Origin of the sequence: Bradyrhizobium sp. BR 1433 (assembly GCF_051547665.1) — a bacterium.
GTDB classification, from domain to species: Bacteria; Pseudomonadota; Alphaproteobacteria; order Rhizobiales; family Xanthobacteraceae; genus Bradyrhizobium; species Bradyrhizobium australafricanum.
This window is the reverse complement of sequence record NZ_JBPUGG010000001.1, coordinates 5,882,245-5,898,851: the sequence shown is the minus strand read 5'-3', so window position 1 is coordinate 5,898,851 and position 16,607 is coordinate 5,882,245. Positions and strand designations below refer to the sequence as shown.

Annotated in this window: 10 protein-coding genes and 1 pseudogene; 5 read left to right on the top strand and 6 right to left on the bottom strand. The window is 63.7% G+C overall.

All coding sequences use genetic code 11. The annotated features are described in order from the left end of the window. Window positions 1-3: 3 nt before the first annotated feature. The 5 genes and pseudogenes from ACSKB9_RS28375 to ACSKB9_RS28355 form a co-directional block, all read right to left on the bottom strand. A pseudogene (locus ACSKB9_RS28375) lies at window positions 4-1,189 on the bottom strand (ABC transporter permease). Beyond that, the gene (locus ACSKB9_RS28370) at window positions 1,189-2,298 is read right to left on the bottom strand and encodes a microcin C ABC transporter permease YejB (RefSeq protein ID WP_438077260.1); all 1,110 of its coding nucleotides are present in this window, start codon (window positions 2,296-2,298) and stop codon (window positions 1,189-1,191) included. The pseudogene ACSKB9_RS28375 and the gene ACSKB9_RS28370 overlap by 1 nt, the downstream one beginning before the upstream one ends. 3 nt (window positions 2,299-2,301) lie before the next feature. Next, a complete protein-coding gene (locus tag ACSKB9_RS28365) occupies window positions 2,302-4,170 on the bottom strand; it encodes an extracellular solute-binding protein (RefSeq protein ID WP_438077258.1) in 1,869 nt (622 codons plus the stop codon). 17 nt (window positions 4,171-4,187) lie between these two features. Further along, a complete protein-coding gene (locus ACSKB9_RS28360; RefSeq protein ID WP_438080429.1) occupies window positions 4,188-6,044 on the bottom strand; it encodes an extracellular solute-binding protein in 1,857 nt (618 codons plus the stop codon). A gap of 263 nt (window positions 6,045-6,307) precedes the next feature. Beyond that, window positions 6,308-6,883: a c-type cytochrome gene (locus ACSKB9_RS28355; protein WP_438080427.1), complete on the bottom strand. Its 576-nt coding sequence runs from the start codon at window positions 6,881-6,883 to the stop codon at window positions 6,308-6,310. A gap of 174 nt (window positions 6,884-7,057) precedes the next feature. Here ACSKB9_RS28355 and ACSKB9_RS28350 point away from each other — a divergent pair, with 174 nt between their 5' ends. The 3 genes from ACSKB9_RS28350 to ACSKB9_RS28340 all read left to right on the top strand — a co-directional run bounded on the left by ACSKB9_RS28350 (window position 7,058) and on the right by ACSKB9_RS28340 (window position 9,979). Continuing rightward, the gene (locus ACSKB9_RS28350; RefSeq protein WP_438077256.1) at window positions 7,058-7,798 is read left to right on the top strand and encodes a 3-deoxy-manno-octulosonate cytidylyltransferase; all 741 of its coding nucleotides are present in this window, start codon (window positions 7,058-7,060) and stop codon (window positions 7,796-7,798) included. A gap of 21 nt (window positions 7,799-7,819) precedes the next feature. Then, on the top strand, window positions 7,820-8,680 hold the full coding sequence (locus ACSKB9_RS28345) for a prephenate dehydratase (RefSeq protein ID WP_438077254.1): 861 nt from the start codon (window positions 7,820-7,822) through the stop codon (window positions 8,678-8,680). A 318-nt stretch (window positions 8,681-8,998) separates the two neighbouring features. Beyond that, window positions 8,999-9,979, top strand: a complete 981-nt coding sequence (locus ACSKB9_RS28340; RefSeq protein ID WP_438072368.1) for an IS4 family transposase — start codon at window positions 8,999-9,001, stop codon at window positions 9,977-9,979. A gap of 204 nt (window positions 9,980-10,183) precedes the next feature. Here ACSKB9_RS28340 and ACSKB9_RS28335 read toward each other — a convergent pair whose 3' ends face one another. After that, on the bottom strand, window positions 10,184-11,203 hold the full coding sequence (locus ACSKB9_RS28335) for an LLM class flavin-dependent oxidoreductase (RefSeq protein ID WP_283065031.1): 1,020 nt from the start codon (window positions 11,201-11,203) through the stop codon (window positions 10,184-10,186). Window positions 11,204-11,592: 389 nt separating this feature from the next. Here ACSKB9_RS28335 and metF point away from each other — a divergent pair, with 389 nt between their 5' ends. After that, window positions 11,593-12,507 carry a methylenetetrahydrofolate reductase [NAD(P)H] gene (metF, locus tag ACSKB9_RS28330; RefSeq protein WP_438077252.1) on the top strand — a complete coding sequence of 305 codons (915 nt, stop codon included), beginning with the start codon at window positions 11,593-11,595 and terminating at the stop codon, window positions 12,505-12,507. A 3-nt stretch (window positions 12,508-12,510) separates the two neighbouring features. Further along, window positions 12,511-16,365: a methionine synthase gene (metH, locus tag ACSKB9_RS28325; protein ID WP_438077250.1), complete on the top strand. Its 3,855-nt coding sequence runs from the start codon at window positions 12,511-12,513 to the stop codon at window positions 16,363-16,365. Window positions 16,366-16,607: the final 242 nt, after the last annotated feature.

Sequence of the window (16,607 nt, the reverse complement as noted above, 5' to 3'; positions counted from 1 at the left end):
GCCTCAGCCCTTCGAGAACGTCTTGCGTGGATCGAAGGCGTCGCGCGCGGCTTCGCCGATGAAGATCAGCAGCGACAGCATGATCGCGACCGAGAAGAAGCCGGTGAGGCCGAGCCACGGCGCCTGCACGTTGGCCTTGCCCTGCGACAGCAACTCGCCGAGCGAGGGCGAGCCGGGCGGCAGGCCGAAGCCGAGGAAATCCAGCGCCGTCAGCGTCATCACCGAGGACGAGACGATGAAGGGCAGGAAGGTCATGGTCGCGACCATCGCGTTCGGCAGCAGATGGCGGAACATGATCACGCCGTTGGAGACGCCGAGCGCGCGCGCCGCCTGGATGTATTCGAAATTGCGGCCGCGCAGGAATTCGGCGCGCACCAGCCCGACCAGCGAGACCCACGAGAATAGCAGGAGGATGCCGAGCAGGATGAAGAAGCCCGGCGGCAGCACCGCCGAGATGATCAACAGCAGATAGAGCGAGGGGATCGCGGTCCAGATCTCGATCAGCCGCTGGAAGATGAGATCGGTCCAGCCGCCGAAATAGCCCTGCACGCCGCCCGCGGCGATGCCGATGATCGAGGACAGGATGGTCAGCGTCAGGCCGAACAGCACCGAGATGCGGAAGCCGTAGATCAGCCGCGCAACCACGTCCCGGCCCTGATCGTCGGTGCCGAGCCAGTTGTATTCGAGGTCGCGGCAGCCGGTCAGGCCCTTCCGCTTGACCACGTCCTTGCACTGCTCTTCGGTCAAGAGCCAGGTCGGCTTCGACGGCACCGCCGTCGGCGGGTCGAGGTTGCGGCTATCGTAGGAGTAACGGATCGGCGGCCAGATCATGCTGCCGCCCTTGGCGGCGATCTGCTTCTGCAAATCAGGGATCGCGATAATCGGCCGCGGTCTCGAAGTCGCCGCCGAAGGTGGTCTCAGCATAGGTGAAGATCACCGGCCAGTAGAGACGGCCGTCATATTTGACGACCAGCGGCTTGTCGTTGGCGATGAAATTGGCGAACAGCGACGCCACGAACAGCACGAGGAAGATCCAGAACGACCAGTAGCCGCGACGATTGGCCTTGAAGTTCTGCCAGCGTCGCTTGTTCAGCGGCGACGGCGAAAAGGCGTGGTGCGTGGCGGGCACCGCTTCGCCGAGCGGCGATTGCGTCGTGGTCTCGACCGGCTGGGGCGCGAGCATCGTCATCAGACCTCCCGCGCTTCGAAGTCGATCCTGGGATCGATCCACATATAGGCAAGGTCGGAGAGCAGATTGACCACCAATCCGACCAGCGAGAAGATGAACAGCGTGCCGAACACCACCGGATAGTCGCGATTCAACACGCTCTCGAAGCCAAGCAGGCCGAGCCCGTCGAGCGAGAAGATGGTTTCGATCAGCAGCGAACCGGAGAAGAACGCGTGGATGAACGCGCCCGGAAATCCGGCGATCACGATCAGCATGGCGTTGCGGAAGATGTGGCCGTACAGCACCTGGCGCTCGCTGCAACCCTTGGCGCGCGCGGTCATCACATATTGCTTGCGGATCTCGTCGAGGAACGAGTTCTTGGTCAGCAGGGTCATGGTGGCGAAGGCACCGAGCGCCATCGATATCAGCGGCAGCGTCAGGTGCCAGAAATAATCGATGATCTTCCAGTACCAGGGGAATTGCGCCCAGCCGTCCGAGGTCAGGCCGCGCAGCGGAAAGATATTGAGGAATGAGCCGCCGGCAAACAGCACGATCAGGAGGATCGCGAACAGGAAGCCCGGGATCGCAAAGCCGATGATGATCACGGCCGAGGTCCAGGTGTCGAACCGCGAGCCGTCCTGCACCGCCTTGCGGATGCCGAGCGGGATCGAGATCAGATAGGTCAAGAGCGTCATCCAGATGCCGAGCGACATCGAGACCGGCAGCTTCTCCTTGATCAGCTGCAGCACGCTGACACTGCGGAAATAGCTGTTGCCGAAATCGAACCGCGCGAAATTCCACACCATCAGCGCGAACCGCTCCGGCGCCGGCTTGTCGAAGCCGAACTGCACCTCGAGCTTCTTGATGAAATCGGGATCAAGGCCCTGCGCGCCGCGGTATTTCGAGTTGATGGCCGTGCCTGCGCCCGCGCCCTGGCCGCGCTGCGCGCCGAAATCGCCGCCGCCTCCCGACACGCGCGACGTGCCGCCGGTGTCGGCGCCGTTGATCTGCGCGATGACACGCTCGACCGGACCGCCGGGAGCAAACTGCACGACCACGAAGGAGACGAACAGGATGCCAAGCAGCGTCGGCAGCATCAGGAAGATACGTCGGGCGATATAGGCGCTCATCGGCTACTTCGCCTGCTCGAGCTTCGCGGCCTTGGCCGCATCATACCACCAGTTCTCGGGCGCACCGACACCCGCATATTTCGCCGGCTTCTCTGGATGCCCGAACTGGTCCCAATAGGCGACGCGATGCTTGTTGGAATACCATTGCGGCACCCAATAGCGGCCGGCACGGAAGACGCGATCGAGCGCGCGGCAGGCAAAGGTCAAGTCCGCCCGCGTCTCGGCAGCAATAGCTTTTTCGATCAATGCGTCGATCGCCAGGTTGGCAACACCCGCCAGATTATAGGAGCCCTTGGTGGTCGCAGCGTGGGACGAGAAGTAAGGCCGCAGGCTGTCACCCGGCGTCGCCGACATGGAGATACGCTGGGTCGTCACCTCAAAATCGAAAGCCTCGACACGCGCGCGATACTGCACGGCGTCGATCTGCCTGATGTTGGCATCGATGCCAAGCGGCTTGAGATTCTTGATGAAGCTGGCGTGATGCGGCTGGAAGGTCGGCTCATCGAGCAGGAACTCGATCATAAGCGGGTCGCCGTTAGGCAATCGCCGCTTGCCATCCTTAACGACGCATCCTGCCTCGTTGAGCAACTGCGTCGCCTTTCGCAGCAGTGCGCGGTCCTGTCCCGATCCATCCGACACCGGCGGCACAAAGGGCTCGCCGAACACCTCGTCCGGCACTTGGCCGCGGAATGGTTCGAGCAGTTTCAATTCCTCGGGCGAAGGTAGTCCACTAGCCACCATGTCCGAATTCTGGAAAGGCGAGACGCTGCGCGCGTAAGCGTCGTACATGATGGTCTTGTTGGTCCATTCGAAATCGAAGGCATAGATCAACGCTTCGCGGACGCGTGGGTCTTTGAACTTGTCGAGACGGGTATTAATGAACCAACCCTGCCCGCCGGACGGTGTTTCGTCCGGCAATGTCTCGCGCTTGACCCTTCCGTCCTTGATAGCCGGGAAATCGTACCGCGTCGCCCAGACCCGGGACGTGAATTCCTCGCGAAACAGATAATTTTTGCCCGTGAAGCCTTCGAACGCGACATCGCGATCACGGTAGAACTCGTAGCGCACGGTGTCGAAATTGTAACTGCCGCGATTGACCGGCAAGTCGGCTGCCCACCAATCCTTGAGGCGGTTATACTCGACGTAACGATTGACCTCGAACTTGCCGACCATGTACGGCCCGGAGCCAAGCGGAACTTCGAGCGTGGACTCATCGAACTGCCAATTCGCGTAATAGGCCTTCGAGAAGATCGGCAGGCCTGCAACATAAAGTGGCACGTCGCGCGCGCGATTTGGCGCGAAGGTCACGATCACGGTGCCGTCGTCGGGCGCCTCGGCCTTCACGAAGTCGCGCAGTTGCACTACGATCAACGGATGCCCCTTCTCCTTCAGCGTGTTGAGCGAGAAGGCGACATCTTGCGCAGTCAGTTTCGAGCCGTCGTGAAAGCGAGCCTCGGGCCGCATCGTGAAGCGGTAGGTGAGCTTGTCGGGAGAAATCGAGACCGATCTTGCGGCCAGGCCGTACATCGCGTCAGGCTCATCGCCCGCACGCGCCATCAACGAATCGAAGGTCATCTCCATGCCCTTCGCGCCTTCACCCTTGAGGATGAAGGCGTTGAACGAACTGAACGTAAAGAAAGACTGGTTGTAGGCACGGGTCGAGGGGATCATTGAGAACGCCCCGCCCTTCGGCGCTTTCGGATTGACGTAGTCGAAGATCTTGAAATCCGCCGGATATTTCAGGTCGCCGAACACCGACATGCCGTGCATCTCGGTTCCGTTGTCGGCCACCGCCGGTGCAGCACGCAAGCCTGCAGCACTCAACGCGCCGATGCCGAGACCGAGTGCGTGCCGACGGGAGAATAGCGCCATGCGCGGATCCTTGAGCTTTATGAACGCTTGAGCTTGGCCGCCTTGTCGGCGTCGTACCACCAAAGATTTGGGAATCCCGAAACAGCGTATTTCGGCAGCGGGTCGGGATGGCTGAAGCGATCCCAATAGACATAGCGCTGCTTGTCGTAATTGAAGTGTGGAACAAGATAGAAGTTCCAGAGCAAAACCCGATCCAGCGCCTTCGCGGCGGCGACCTGATCGACGCGGCTGGTGGCGAAGATGATGCGTTCGATGATGGCATCGACCGCCGGATTCTTGATGCCGGGAAGATTGTTCGAGCCGGGCCGGTCGGCCGCCTGTGAGCCGAAATTGTCGCGTTGCTCGTTGCCGGGAGAGATCGATTGTCCCCACACCTGGGTGACCATCTCGAAATCGAAATCGCGCACCCGGTTCTGGTACTGCACCGTGTCGACGGCGCGCAGATTAACGGTGATGCCGAGGCGCTCCAGGCTCGGCTTGTAGAACAGTGCGATCCGCTCCATGCCGGAATCGCCACTGTTGCCGAGGATCTCGACCGTGAACGGCTGGCCTGAGGAATCCACCAGTTTGCGGTCGCGGATCTCGAAGCCGGCTTCCTTCAACAGCCGCGTCGCCTCGCGCAGATTGGCGCGCACGTTTTCCGGCGTGCCTCCGACCGGATCCTTGTAGGGCGTCGTGAAGACTTCCGGCGGCACCTTGTCGCGTAGCGTCTCCAGGATCTCGAGCTCCTTGCCCTCCGGCAGGCCGGTCGCCATCAAATCGGGGATGCCGTCGAAATAGCTTGAATCGCGATGATAGTCGCCGGTCGAAAGCACGCGGTTCATCTCTTCGAAATCGAAAGCATAGTTGAAGGCGCGGCGCAGTCTGGGGTCGGCGAATTTCGGGCGCCTCAGGTTGAACACCCAGCCCTGCATCCGGCCTTGATTGCGGACGGTGAAGAGCTCCTTGAGCAGCCGCTTCTCACGCACCGGCGGAACGTCGTAGGCCGACGCCCACTCCTTCGCGCTGCGCTCGCCGTACCAATCGAACTGGTCGGCCTTCAGCGCCTCGCGCGCGACGGTGTCGTCGCGGAAATATTCGTAGCGCAGCTCGTCGAAATTGTTCTGTCCGATCGCGATCGGAATATCCTTGCCCCAGTAGTCCTTGACGCGCTCGAGCACCACCGATCGTCCGGCAACGAACTCCTTGATCCGGTAGGGACCCGAGCCAAGCGGCGGCTCCAGCGTGCTCGCGGTGATGTCACGCTTCTTGCCCTGCGCGTCGGTGCCTTCCCACCAATGCTTGGGCAGGATGACGAGCTGACCGGTGATCATCGGCAGCTCGCGGTTGCCCGGGCTGTCGAAGGTGAACTTGATGTCGCGATCGCCGACCTTCTCGGCCTTTTCGATGTGCCGGTAGTAGGCGCTGAACATCGGGCTGTTCGCCTTCCACGCCTCGAACGAGAAGATCACGTCCTCCGGCGTGACCGGCTTGCCGTCGTGCCAGCGTGAGCCAGGCCGCAGGCGGTAGATCACGTAGGAGAAATCGTCGGGGAAGGCTGCCGCCTCGGCGAGCTCGCCGTAATACGTATCGGGCTCGTCGAGCGAGGCCTCCATCAGCGAATCGTAGATGCGGGTGACGGAAGAGGCGACCGTGCCCTTCAACCCCGCAACGACCAGGTTGAAGCTGTCATAGGTGCCGGGCTGGAACAGCCGCACCACACCGCCCTTCGGCGCGTCCGGCTTGACGTAGTCGTAGCGCTTGAAGTCGGCGGGATATTTGATTTCGCCGTAGGTCGAGAGGCCGTGCCGCCATTTCAGCCCGTTGGGGGCATCGTCGGCGAAGGCCGGCGCGATCGCCGACAGGCCGGGGGTGAGTCCGAGCGCCGGAGCCATTGCCGCCAGTGCGCTGCCTTGAAGGAGGTGTCGTCGGGTGATCGCCAAATTCGGTCTTCCTGCTTGCGGCCCCGCTTACATGGGACCCAATATAAGGCAACGGTTCGACAAATTACGTTGCTTTTTCCTCATGATATTGGCCCGGGAACAATATCGGTGCGGCGAAACGTCCCGATAACAACCCCGCGACAGCGGATTCCCCATGCGAAAACGGCCAGGCATTGCCTGGCCGTTTCATCCGCATGCTTGCGCGAAGCAAATCGTTACTTCGAGGCGGTCGGGAGCGGAGCCGGATGCTCCGAGTTCGAATTCAGATAGGCGATAATGTCGGCGCGCTCGCTGTCCTTCGGCACGCCGGCAAAGCCCATCGCGGTGCCGGGGATGAAGCCCTTCGGGTTGGTCAGGAACTTGTTGAGGTCGTCGAACGACCATTCGCCGCCCTTGCCCTTCATCGCGGCCGAGAAATTAAAGCCACGGCCCTCGCCCTTCTTCTCGCCGACGACGCCGAACAGGTTCGGACCGACGCGGTTGGGACCGCCCTTCTCGAAGGTGTGGCAGGCCTGGCACTTCTTGGCGGCCGCCGCGCCCTTCTCGACGGACGCGGTCTGCAGCAGCTTCTCGATCGGCTCGGATGCGGCCGCAGCGGCCTCGCCGCCACCGCCATGGGACTCTTCCTTCACAGCGATCTCAAAACCCGGCTTCTCCGGCAGCTTCGGCGCGAATTTCGCGCTGGCGGCAAAGCTCATCACCAGGACGACGATGCAGGTGCCGAGAACCGCACCGAGGATTTTGTTGAGTTCGAAGGAGTCCGATTTTGGGTCAGGCTCCGGGCCTTGAATGTCGACTTCAGGCCGGGAATACGGCCGCGGGGAAAGACCTGGGAATTGGCCTTATCGCACCGCCCCAAGCAGGGTTGAGATATCGGTTTGCCCGCGCTCTGGCAACCCGTATAAACGCGCCGAATTCAACCTCCTCCCCGGCAATTTCCGCAGGCCGGACGGGCTCCGACACGAATGACCCAACCCCGTACCTTGGTGCTGATTCCGGCCCGCATGGCCGCCACCCGCCTTCCGGGAAAGCCGCTGCTCGAGATCGCCGGCGTGCCGATGATCGTCCATGTGCTGCGGCGGGCCGAGGCGGCGGGCATCGGCCGGGTTGCGGTTGCGACCGACACGGCCGAGATCGCCGCAGCGGTGAAGGCTGCCGGCGGCGAGGTCGTAATGACCCGTCCCGACCATCCGTCCGGCTCGGACCGGATTTATGAAGCGATGACGACCCTCGACCCGGCGGGCCATGCCGAGATCGTGGTCAATCTGCAGGGCGATTTCCCGACCATCAGCCCCGAGACCATCCGCAGCGTGATGCTGGCGCTCGACGATCCCGCAGTCGACATCTCGACCTTGGCCTCGCGCATCCATACCGAGGAGGAGGATCAGGCCCCCAGCGTCGTCAAGGCAGTCGGCTCGCCGATCGGGCCGAACCGGTTGCGCGCGCTGTATTTCACCCGCGCCACCGCGCCTTATGGCGACGGGCCGCGCTACCATCATATCGGCCTCTACGCCTATCGCCGCGCCGCGCTGGAGCGGTTCGTGGCGCTGCCGCCCTCGCCGCTGGAACAGCAGGAAAAGCTCGAGCAGCTCCGCGCGCTGGAGGCCGGGATGCGGATCGACGTCACCATCGTCGATACCGTCCCGCGCGGCGTCGACACCCCGGCCGATCTCGAAACCGCCCGCAGAATACTTTCCAAAGCCTGACCGGCTGGTAAAAGGCCACCCATGACCAAGAAGCTGAAAATCGCATTCCAGGGCGAGCCTGGCGCCAATTCGCATATCGCGATCGTCGAGGCCTATCCCGACGCCGAGCCGATGCCCTGCGCGACCTTCGAGGACGCGCTGGCCGCGATTTCCTCGGGCGAGGCCGATCTCGGCATGATCCCGATCGAGAATTCGGTCGCCGGCCGCGTCGCCGACATCCACCATCTCTTGCCCGCTTCGGGCCTGTTCATCGTCGGCGAATGGTTCTTGCCGATCCGCCACCAGCTGATGGCGATCAAGGGCACCAAGCTCGCCGACATCAAGAGCGTGGAGAGCCATGTCCACGCGCTCGGCCAGTGCCGCCGCGTCATCCGCAAGCTCGGCATCAAGCCGATCGTCGCCGCCGACACCGCCGGCAGCGCCCGCGACATCTCCGAGCGCGGCGACAAGAGCGTGGCGGCGATCGCCTCCCGCCTCGCCGCCGACATCTACGGTCTCGACATTCTCGCCGAGGACATCGAGGACGAGGCCCACAACACCACCCGCTTCGTGGTGCTGGCGCGCGAGGCCAAATGGGCCACGCAGGGTTCGGGGCCGCTGGTCACGACTTTCGTGTTCCGGGTGCGCAATTTGCCCGCCGCGCTGTACAAGGCGCTGGGCGGCTTTGCCACCAACGGCGTCAACATGACCAAGCTCGAAAGCTACATGGTCGACGGCAATTTCTTCGCCACGCAATTCTATGCCGATGTCGACGGTCACCCCGATGAGCGCGGCCTCGCGTTTGCGATCGAGGAATTGAAATTCTTCTCGCGCGAATTCCGCATCGTCGGCGTCTATCCCGGCCATCCGTTCCGCGCGACTTTCAGCGAGACGCAGGATTGACCGGGCGAGCGCAGCCTCTCTACGGGGTCGTCCCGGCGAAAGCCGGGACCCATAACCACCGGCTTGGGTTGTGGGAGCGATAGCGGCCCCAGCGAAGTGTAACAACTTTCATTCGTGGTAATGGGTCCCGGCCTGCGCCCATAGGCGCTAAAATAGGATTTGCGCCTTGGATTCGCTTGTGATTCCAAGATGGAATGGCACACGAATCGCTTGTGAACAAAGATTGGGCGCGCGTTGTCGCCCAACTTGGCGGAGCCGATGCTCTGAACATTAGCGCGCGCAAGACGAAGGCGTTTGTCCGTCCGCGGGAGATCAGCAATGCGGTCGAACTTGCTGCGCCTGATCTTGGCTTATTGCCTTGGTGAGAAAGGGCTGCGGTTGACGGCGGCATGGGCCACGTCGGTTGGGCTTGTCGATATCTCCAACGTGGCTCTGTTGTATCGCTTACGTCAGTGCGGAGATTGGCTGGCAATCTTGGTCGAGCAGGCGCTTGCCGCCGCGGCGCCGAAGGCGAGCTGCGGTCGTCTGATCCGTATTGTTGACGCCACGACGGTCCCCAAGGCTGGGACGAGCGGCAGGAACAAGAACGCAGTGTGGCGTATCCATAGCGCGTTCGATCTTCCGCAGGAGCGCTTTGGTCACTTCGAACTGACCGATCAGCGAGCGGGCGAGACGCTGGATCGGATACCGGCGGTTGCCGGTGAGATCCGTCTTGCCGATCGCGCCTATCTGCAACCGGAGCGCATGGCGCATCTCGTCGATGCCGATGCGGACTTCGTGATCCGGGCCGGCTGGAAGAGCGCGCGCTGGCTCGATGCCGAAGGTAATCTTGTTGACCTCACTGCCGAACTGCGCAACGCCTCGGCGCGTGGCCTGATCGATCGGCCGATTTGGATAAAGCGCAAGTCAGGTGCGCCGCCGCTCGCAGTGCGTCTGGTTGCCGCGAAGAAGCCGGTGCAAGCTGCTGCGGCTGCGCGACGCAAGGCGCGCCGGACCGCACAAAAGGGAGGTCATCAGCTCTCCAGGCAAACACTTGACGCCGCAGATTGGGTGATCCTGGTGACCTCACTCAGGCCAGAGGACTTCACGACTGCAGATATCCTCGCCCTCTATCGGCTGCGATGGCGCATTGAGCTCGGCTTCAAGCGGCTGAAAAGCCTGATTGGCCTGAAGGGACCTCCCGGAACCGACGAGCGGTCCGCCAGACCCCATATCCTCGCTCATCTGCTGATCATTCTATTGCTCGAGCCGCTCGTCGACGAACTCGAAGACTCTCCCCGCTTGGCCGACGCCGCCTGACCCACCCAGTGACGTGGCGTCTGCTGCGCCAGCTCGTCGCTTCGCTACGGCAAGCGATCATTCCACAGCCCGCAATCGCTCTACTCAGCAGAGCCAGTCACGCTCTCCGGCGACATCTACGCGAGCCACCCAGACATAAGCGCCACTATCAGACTATGATCAAACTATCTTAGCGCCTATGGGCCTGCGCCGGGACGACAATCATTACGCCGCCGCCGTCTTCGCAAGCCCGAACGCCTCGGCGAGCAGGCTGTACGACTTCTTCCGCGCGGCATGGTCGTAGACCGCTGATATCACCATCAGCTCGTCGGCCTGGGTCGCCGCGATCAGCGGCTCCAGCTTCGTCATCACGGTTGCGGGGCTGCCGACGAAGAGGCGGGCGCGGTTGCGCGCGATCGAGGCGCGCTCGGCGTCGGTGTAGGGATAGGCCTCTGCCTCCTCGACGCTCGGCAGCGGCAGATACTGGCCGCGGTCGCGGCGCAGCCGGTTGAGATCCATCGACAGCGCAAGCCGCTCGGCTCCAGCGTCGGTCTCCGCCGCAACAACCGCAACCGCCAGAATCGCCTGCGGCGTCGCGCGCCAGCCCGACGGCTTGAAATGCGCGCGGTAGTTGGTCATCGCCGCAATTGCGTCGTGAGTGGCAAAATGATGCGCGAATGCAAAGCCCATCCCGACCTGGGCCGCGAGTTCGGCGGAATAGTCGCTCGAGCCGAGCAGCCAGATCGGCGGCAGCGGCGAATCATCCGGCATCGCCACCACATTGTTGTAGGGATGGCCGGGTGGGAAATCGCGCGTCTCCCACAAGGTCAGCTCGTGCAGCCGCTCGAGGAAATCATCGCCCTCGCGGCGATCGAGCCGGCTGCGCAGCGCGTAGGCGGTGGCGCCGTCGGTGCCGGGCGCGCGGCCGAGGCCGAGATCGATGCGGCCGGGAAACAGCGCCTCCAGCATCTTGAAGCGCTCGGCGACGACGAGCGGCGCGTGGTTGGGCAGCATCACGCCGCCGGAGCCGACACGGATATGCTCCGTCACCGCCGCGATCTGCCCGATCATCAGATCAGGCGCCGGGCTCGCGACTGAAGCGAGGTTGTGGTGCTCGGCGAGCCAGTAGCGGACGTAGCCAAGGCCATCGACATGGCGTGCCAAGTCGATGCTGTTGCGGAGCGCAGCGGCCGGCCTGGTGCCGGTGGTGACGACGGACAGGTCGAGGACGGAGAGCGGAATCATGGCCGTCAACCTAGTGTGGCGCCACGAGGCGACAAAGGCCCCGGCCGCGCAGACCAGTCCCGCGGCGGAACGCCGGCGCCGGCAGCCGCTGATTTTGGGACGATACACGACGGTTCATTGACGCACCAAGCTACCCACAATCGATTTCGATCTCCAATCACTTGCAGAATCCTTATTATATAAATATTTTCAATATATTAATGCTACCGTCGCGAAACCAACGGGTTGCCCACCGAGCGTCCACGATAGTCAATTATTGCCGAATCTACGCCACGAATGGGCAATTTCCCATATTCGATGGGCTGTTTGATCCGACGCGTTTGGCTTATCTTGGGGCCTTCATATCCAGGCCGGATGTCTGCCCTCCAGTTGCGGAGCCTTTGCGTATCATGACCGAGACCATTTCCTCCGTGCCGAACGCACCACGTGCGCCCAAAGCGCCGAAAATCTCCTTCGAGTTCTTCCCGCCGAAGACCGAGGAGATGGAGCGCAATCTTTGGGAGACCATCAATCGCCTGGCGCCGCTGACGCCGAACTTCGTCTCGGTCACCTACGGCGCCGGCGGCTCGACCCGCGAGCGCACCCATTCGACCATCACCCGCATCCTGCGCGAGACCGATCTGCTGCCGGCCGCGCATCTGACCTGCGTCAGCGCCTCGCGCGGCGAGATCGACGACATCGTCGACCGCTATCATGAGGTCGGCGTCCGTCACATCGTCGCGCTGCGCGGCGATCCGCCCGGCGGCATCGGCACGCCCTACTTCACCCATCCGGACGGCTACCAGAGCTCGGCCGAACTCGTCGCCGGGATCAAGCGGCGCCACGCCGACATCGAGATCTCGGTGTCCGCCTATCCCGAGAAGCATCCGGAAGCGAAGGATTTCGACGCCGACATCGACACGCTGAGGGCCAAGGTCGACGCCGGCGCGACGCGCGCGATCACCCAGGTGTTCTTCGACAACGAGCTGTACCACCGCTATGTCGACCGGGTGCGCGCGCGCGGCATCGAGATTCCGATCGTGCCGGGCATTATGCCGATGCACAATTTCAAGCAGGCGCGCAATTTCGTGACGCGCGCCGGCACCAGCGTGCCGGACTGGCTCGCCGAGAAGTTCGAGGGCCTCGACAACGACGCCGAGACCCGCAAGCTGGTCGCCGCCACCGTCGCCGCCGGCCAGGTGCAGAAGCTGTTCAAGCACGGCGTCGACACCTTCCACTTCTACACCATGAACCGCGCGGACCTCGTGTTCGCGATCAGCCACCTGCTCGGCATCCGGCCGAACGGTGCCCAGAAAGCTGCCTGACACATGTCCGTTCCCGTTTCCCCCAAGCGTAACGCTTTGCTCGCGGCTGCCCGCGAGCGCATCCTGGTGCTCGACGGCGCCATGGGCACGATGATCCAGGGCCTGCAGTTCGACGAAGCCGCCTTCCGCGGCGCGCGGTTTGCGGACTTCCACCGCGACATCAAGGGCAACAACGATCTGCTGATCCTGACCCAGCCCGATGCGATCACGGACATCCACGCCGCATATCTGCGCGCCGGCGCTGACATCGTCGCGACCAACACCTTCTCCTCGACCTCGATCGCGCAGGCCGACTACGACATGTCGGACCTCGCCTATGAGCTGAACCTGCAGGGCGCCCGGCTGGCGCGCACCGCCGCCGAGCGCGTGAGCGCCGAGGACGGCAAGCCGCGCTTTGTCGCCGGCGCACTCGGCCCGACCAACCGCACCGCCTCGATCTCGCCCGACGTTTCCAATCCCGGCTATCGCGCGGTCACCTTCGACGATCTGCGCAAGGCCTATGGTGAACAGGCCAAGGGCCTGCTCGACGGCGGCGCCGACCTGCTGCTGGTCGAGACCATCTTCGACACGCTCAATGCCAAGGCGGCGCTGTATGCGATCTCCGAGATCATCGAGGAGCGCGGCATCGATGTGCCCGTGATGATTTCCGGCACCATCACCGACAAGTCCGGCCGCCTGCTCTCCGGCCAGTTGCCGGAGGCGTTCTGGCATTCGGTGCGGCACGCGAGGCCGATCACGATCGGCTTCAACTGCGCGCTTGGCGCCGAGGATCTGCGCGCGCACATCGCCGATATCGGCCGCGTCGCCGACACGCTCGTGTGTGCATACCCGAACGCCGGCCTGCCCAACGAATTCGGCCAGTATGACGAGACGCCGGACTACATGGCGCGGCTGATCGGCGAGTTCGCCGCTGCCGGGCTCGTCAACATCGTCGGCGGCTGCTGCGGCACCACGCCCGACCATATCGCGGCGATCGCCAAGGCCGTCGCCCCGCACAAGCCGCGCGTGGTGCCCGAGATCGCGCCGCGGCTCAGGCTCTCCGGCCTCGAGCCGTTCACGCTGACCGACGCCATTCCGTTCGTGAATGTCGGCGAGCGCACCAACGTCACCGGCTCGGCGCGCTTCCGCAAGCTGATCACCGCCGGCGACTACACCGCCGCGCTGCAGGTCGCGCGCGACCAGGTCGAGAACGGCGCCCAGGTGATCGACGTCAACATGGACGAGGGCCTGCTCGATTCCGAAGCGGCGATGGTGACGTTCCTCAACCTCGTCGCCGCCGAGCCCGACATCGCGCGCGTGCCCGTGATGGTCGATTCCTCGAAATTCCACGTCATCGAGGCCGGCCTGAAATGCATCCAGGGCAAGCCGATCGTGAACTCGATCTCGCTCAAGGAAGGCGAGGAGAAGTTCATCCATGAGGCGACCGTCGCCAAGCGCCACGGCGCCGCCGTGGTGGTGATGGCATTCGACGAGACCGGCCAGGCCGACACGTTCAAGCGCAAGACCGAGATCAGCAAGCGCGCCTACGGCATCCTGGTCGGCCGGCTCGACTTCCCGCCCGAGGACATCATCTTCGATCCGAATATTTTTGCGATCGCGACCGGCCTCGAGGAGCACAACAATTACGGCGTCGACTTCATCGAAGCGACGCGCTGGATCCGGGCGAACCTGCCGGGCGCCCACATCTCCGGCGGCGTCTCCAACCTGTCGTTCTCGTTCCGCGGCAACGAACCGGTGCGCGAGGCGATGCACTCGGTGTTCCTGTATCACGCCATCCATGCCGGCATGGACATGGGCATCGTCAATGCCGGGCAGATGATCGTCTATGACGACATCGACCCCGAGCTGCGCCAGACCTGCGAGGACGTCATCCTCAACCGCGACCCCGGCGCCTCCGAGCGGCTCTTGGCGCTGGCCGAGAAATTCCGCGGCAAGGAGAAGCAGACCAAGGAGCAAGATCTCGCCTGGCGCGAATGGCCGGTCGAGAAGCGGCTGTCGCACGCGTTGGTGCACGGCATCACCGAGTTCATCGAGCAGGATACCGAGGCCGCGCGCCAGAACGCGTCCCGTCCGCTCGACGTCATCGAGGGCCCGCTGATGGCCGGCATGAACGTGGTCGGCGACCTGTTCGGCGACGGCAAGATGTTCCTGCCGCAGGTCGTGAAGTCGGCCCGCGTGATGAAGCAGGCGGTCGCCTATCTGATGCCGTTCATGGAGGAGGAGAAGGCCCGCAACCTCGCCAACGGCATCACCGGCGGCCGCAACGCCGCGGGCAAGATCGTGCTCGCGACGGTGAAGGGCGACGTCCACGACATCGGCAAGAACATCGTCGGCATCGTGCTCCAGTGCAACAATTTCGAGGTCATCGACCTCGGCGTCATGGTGCCCGCCAACAAGATCATCGAGACCGCGAAGGCCGAGGGCGCCGACATCATCGGCCTGTCCGGCCTGATCACGCCCTCGCTCGACGAGATGAGCTTCCTCGCCGGCGAGCTGCAACGGCAAGGCATGAATCTGCCGCTCTTGATCGGTGGCGCCACCACGAGCCGCGTGCACACCGCCGTGAAGATCGACCCGAACTATCCGGGCGGGCCGGTCGTACATGTCAACGATGCGAGCCGTGCCGTCGGCGTTGCCTCCTCGCTGCTGTCGGCCGAGAAGAGGCAGGCCTATGCCGCCGAGGTGCGCGCCGAATACGCAAAAATCTCGACGGCGCATTTCCGCGCCCAGGCCGACAAGAAGCGGCTGAAGCTTGGCGAGGCCCGCGCCAACAAGGTCGCGATCGACTTTGCGGCGGCGCCGCCGAAGAAGCCGGCCTTCTTCGGGCTGAAGAGCTTCGACGCCTACGATCTTGCCGAGCTCGCCGACTACATCGACTGGACGCCGTTCTTCCAGACCTGGGAGCTGACCGGCCGATTCCCGGCGATCCTCGACGACCCCAAGGTCGGCGAGGTCGCCCGCTCGCTCTATGCCGACGCGCGCAAGATGCTGGACACGATCATCAAGGAAAAATGGTTCACCGCCCGCGCCACCATCGGCTTCTGGCCGGCGAACGCAGTCGGCGACGACATCGAGGTCTATGCCGACGAGACGCGGAAGCAGAAGATCGCGACCTTCCATACCCTGCGCCAGCAGCTCGAAAAGCGCGAGGGCCGCTTCAATGCCGCGCTGTCCGACTTCGTCGCGCCTGCCGGGTCCGGCGTGCCTGATTATATCGGCGGCTTCGTCGTCACCGCGGGGATCGGCGAGGATGCGGTCGCCGACCGCTTCAAGAACGCCAATGACGACTACTCCTCGATCCTGTGCAAGGCGCTGGCCGATCGCCTGGCCGAAGCCTTCGCCGAGCGCATGCACCAGCGCGTGCGCAAGGAGTTCTGGGCCTATGCGCCCGACGAGGCCTGGTCGGCGGACGAACTGATCCTCGAGAAATATGACGGCATCCGCCCCGCGCCCGGCTATCCGGCGCAGCCCGACCACACCGAGAAGCGGACGCTGTTCGCGCTGCTCGACGCCGAGAACACCGCGGGCGTGAAGCTGACCGAGAGCTTTGCGATGTGGCCGGGGTCGTCGGTCTCGGGCCTGTACTTCTCGCATCCCGAAAGCTTCTACTTCGGCGTCGGCAAGATCGAGCGCGACCAGGTCGAGGACTACGCCGCGCGCAAGGCCATGACGGTCGCCGAGATCGAGCGCTGGCTGGCGCCGGTGCTGAACTACATCCCCTCGCAGGACGGCGCCAAGGGATCGGCGATCGCGCCCGCCGCGACGCCTGCCAACGACGCGGAGCTGGCCTCGCATCCGCAGGGCTGCACCTGCGCCGTGCATCTTGCCTGGCGCAAGAAGAAGGTGGGGGCGGGGTAGGCCTCCTCGACACGTGTCATCGCCGGGCTTGACCCGGCGATCCATCTTCAAAAACACTTCCGAAGATTGATGGATGCCCGGGTCAAGCCCGGGCATGACGTATTGGAGTGCCGTAGCCCGGATGCAGCGAAGCGTAATCCGGGATAGACTGCGACGGAACGACGGACCGGCCCCGGATTTCGCTTGCGCTCATCCGGGCTACGATCTGGATAGACCTTTCTTCCCTTCTCCCCTTGTGGGAG

What these genes read in the sequence shown, in the direction of transcription:
- ACSKB9_RS28370 (WP_438077260.1), bottom strand. Translation starts at nt 2,298, where the DNA reads ATGAGCGCCTATATCGCCCGACGTATCTTCCTGATGCTGCCGACGCTG.
- ACSKB9_RS28365 (WP_438077258.1), bottom strand. Translation starts at nt 4,170, where the DNA reads ATGGCGCTATTCTCCCGTCGGCACGCACTCGGTCTCGGCATCGGCGCG.
- ACSKB9_RS28360 (WP_438080429.1), bottom strand. Translation starts at nt 6,044, where the DNA reads ATGGCTCCGGCGCTCGGACTCACCCCCGGCCTGTCGGCGATCGCGCCG.
- ACSKB9_RS28350 (WP_438077256.1), top strand. Translation starts at nt 7,058, where the DNA reads ATGACCCAACCCCGTACCTTGGTGCTGATTCCGGCCCGCATGGCCGCC.
- ACSKB9_RS28345 (WP_438077254.1), top strand. Translation starts at nt 7,820, where the DNA reads ATGACCAAGAAGCTGAAAATCGCATTCCAGGGCGAGCCTGGCGCCAAT.
- ACSKB9_RS28340 (WP_438072368.1), top strand. Translation starts at nt 8,999, where the DNA reads ATGCGGTCGAACTTGCTGCGCCTGATCTTGGCTTATTGCCTTGGTGAG.
- ACSKB9_RS28335 (WP_283065031.1), bottom strand. Translation starts at nt 11,203, where the DNA reads ATGATTCCGCTCTCCGTCCTCGACCTGTCCGTCGTCACCACCGGCACC.
- metF (WP_438077252.1), top strand. Translation starts at nt 11,593, where the DNA reads ATGACCGAGACCATTTCCTCCGTGCCGAACGCACCACGTGCGCCCAAA.
- metH (WP_438077250.1), top strand. Translation starts at nt 12,511, where the DNA reads ATGTCCGTTCCCGTTTCCCCCAAGCGTAACGCTTTGCTCGCGGCTGCC.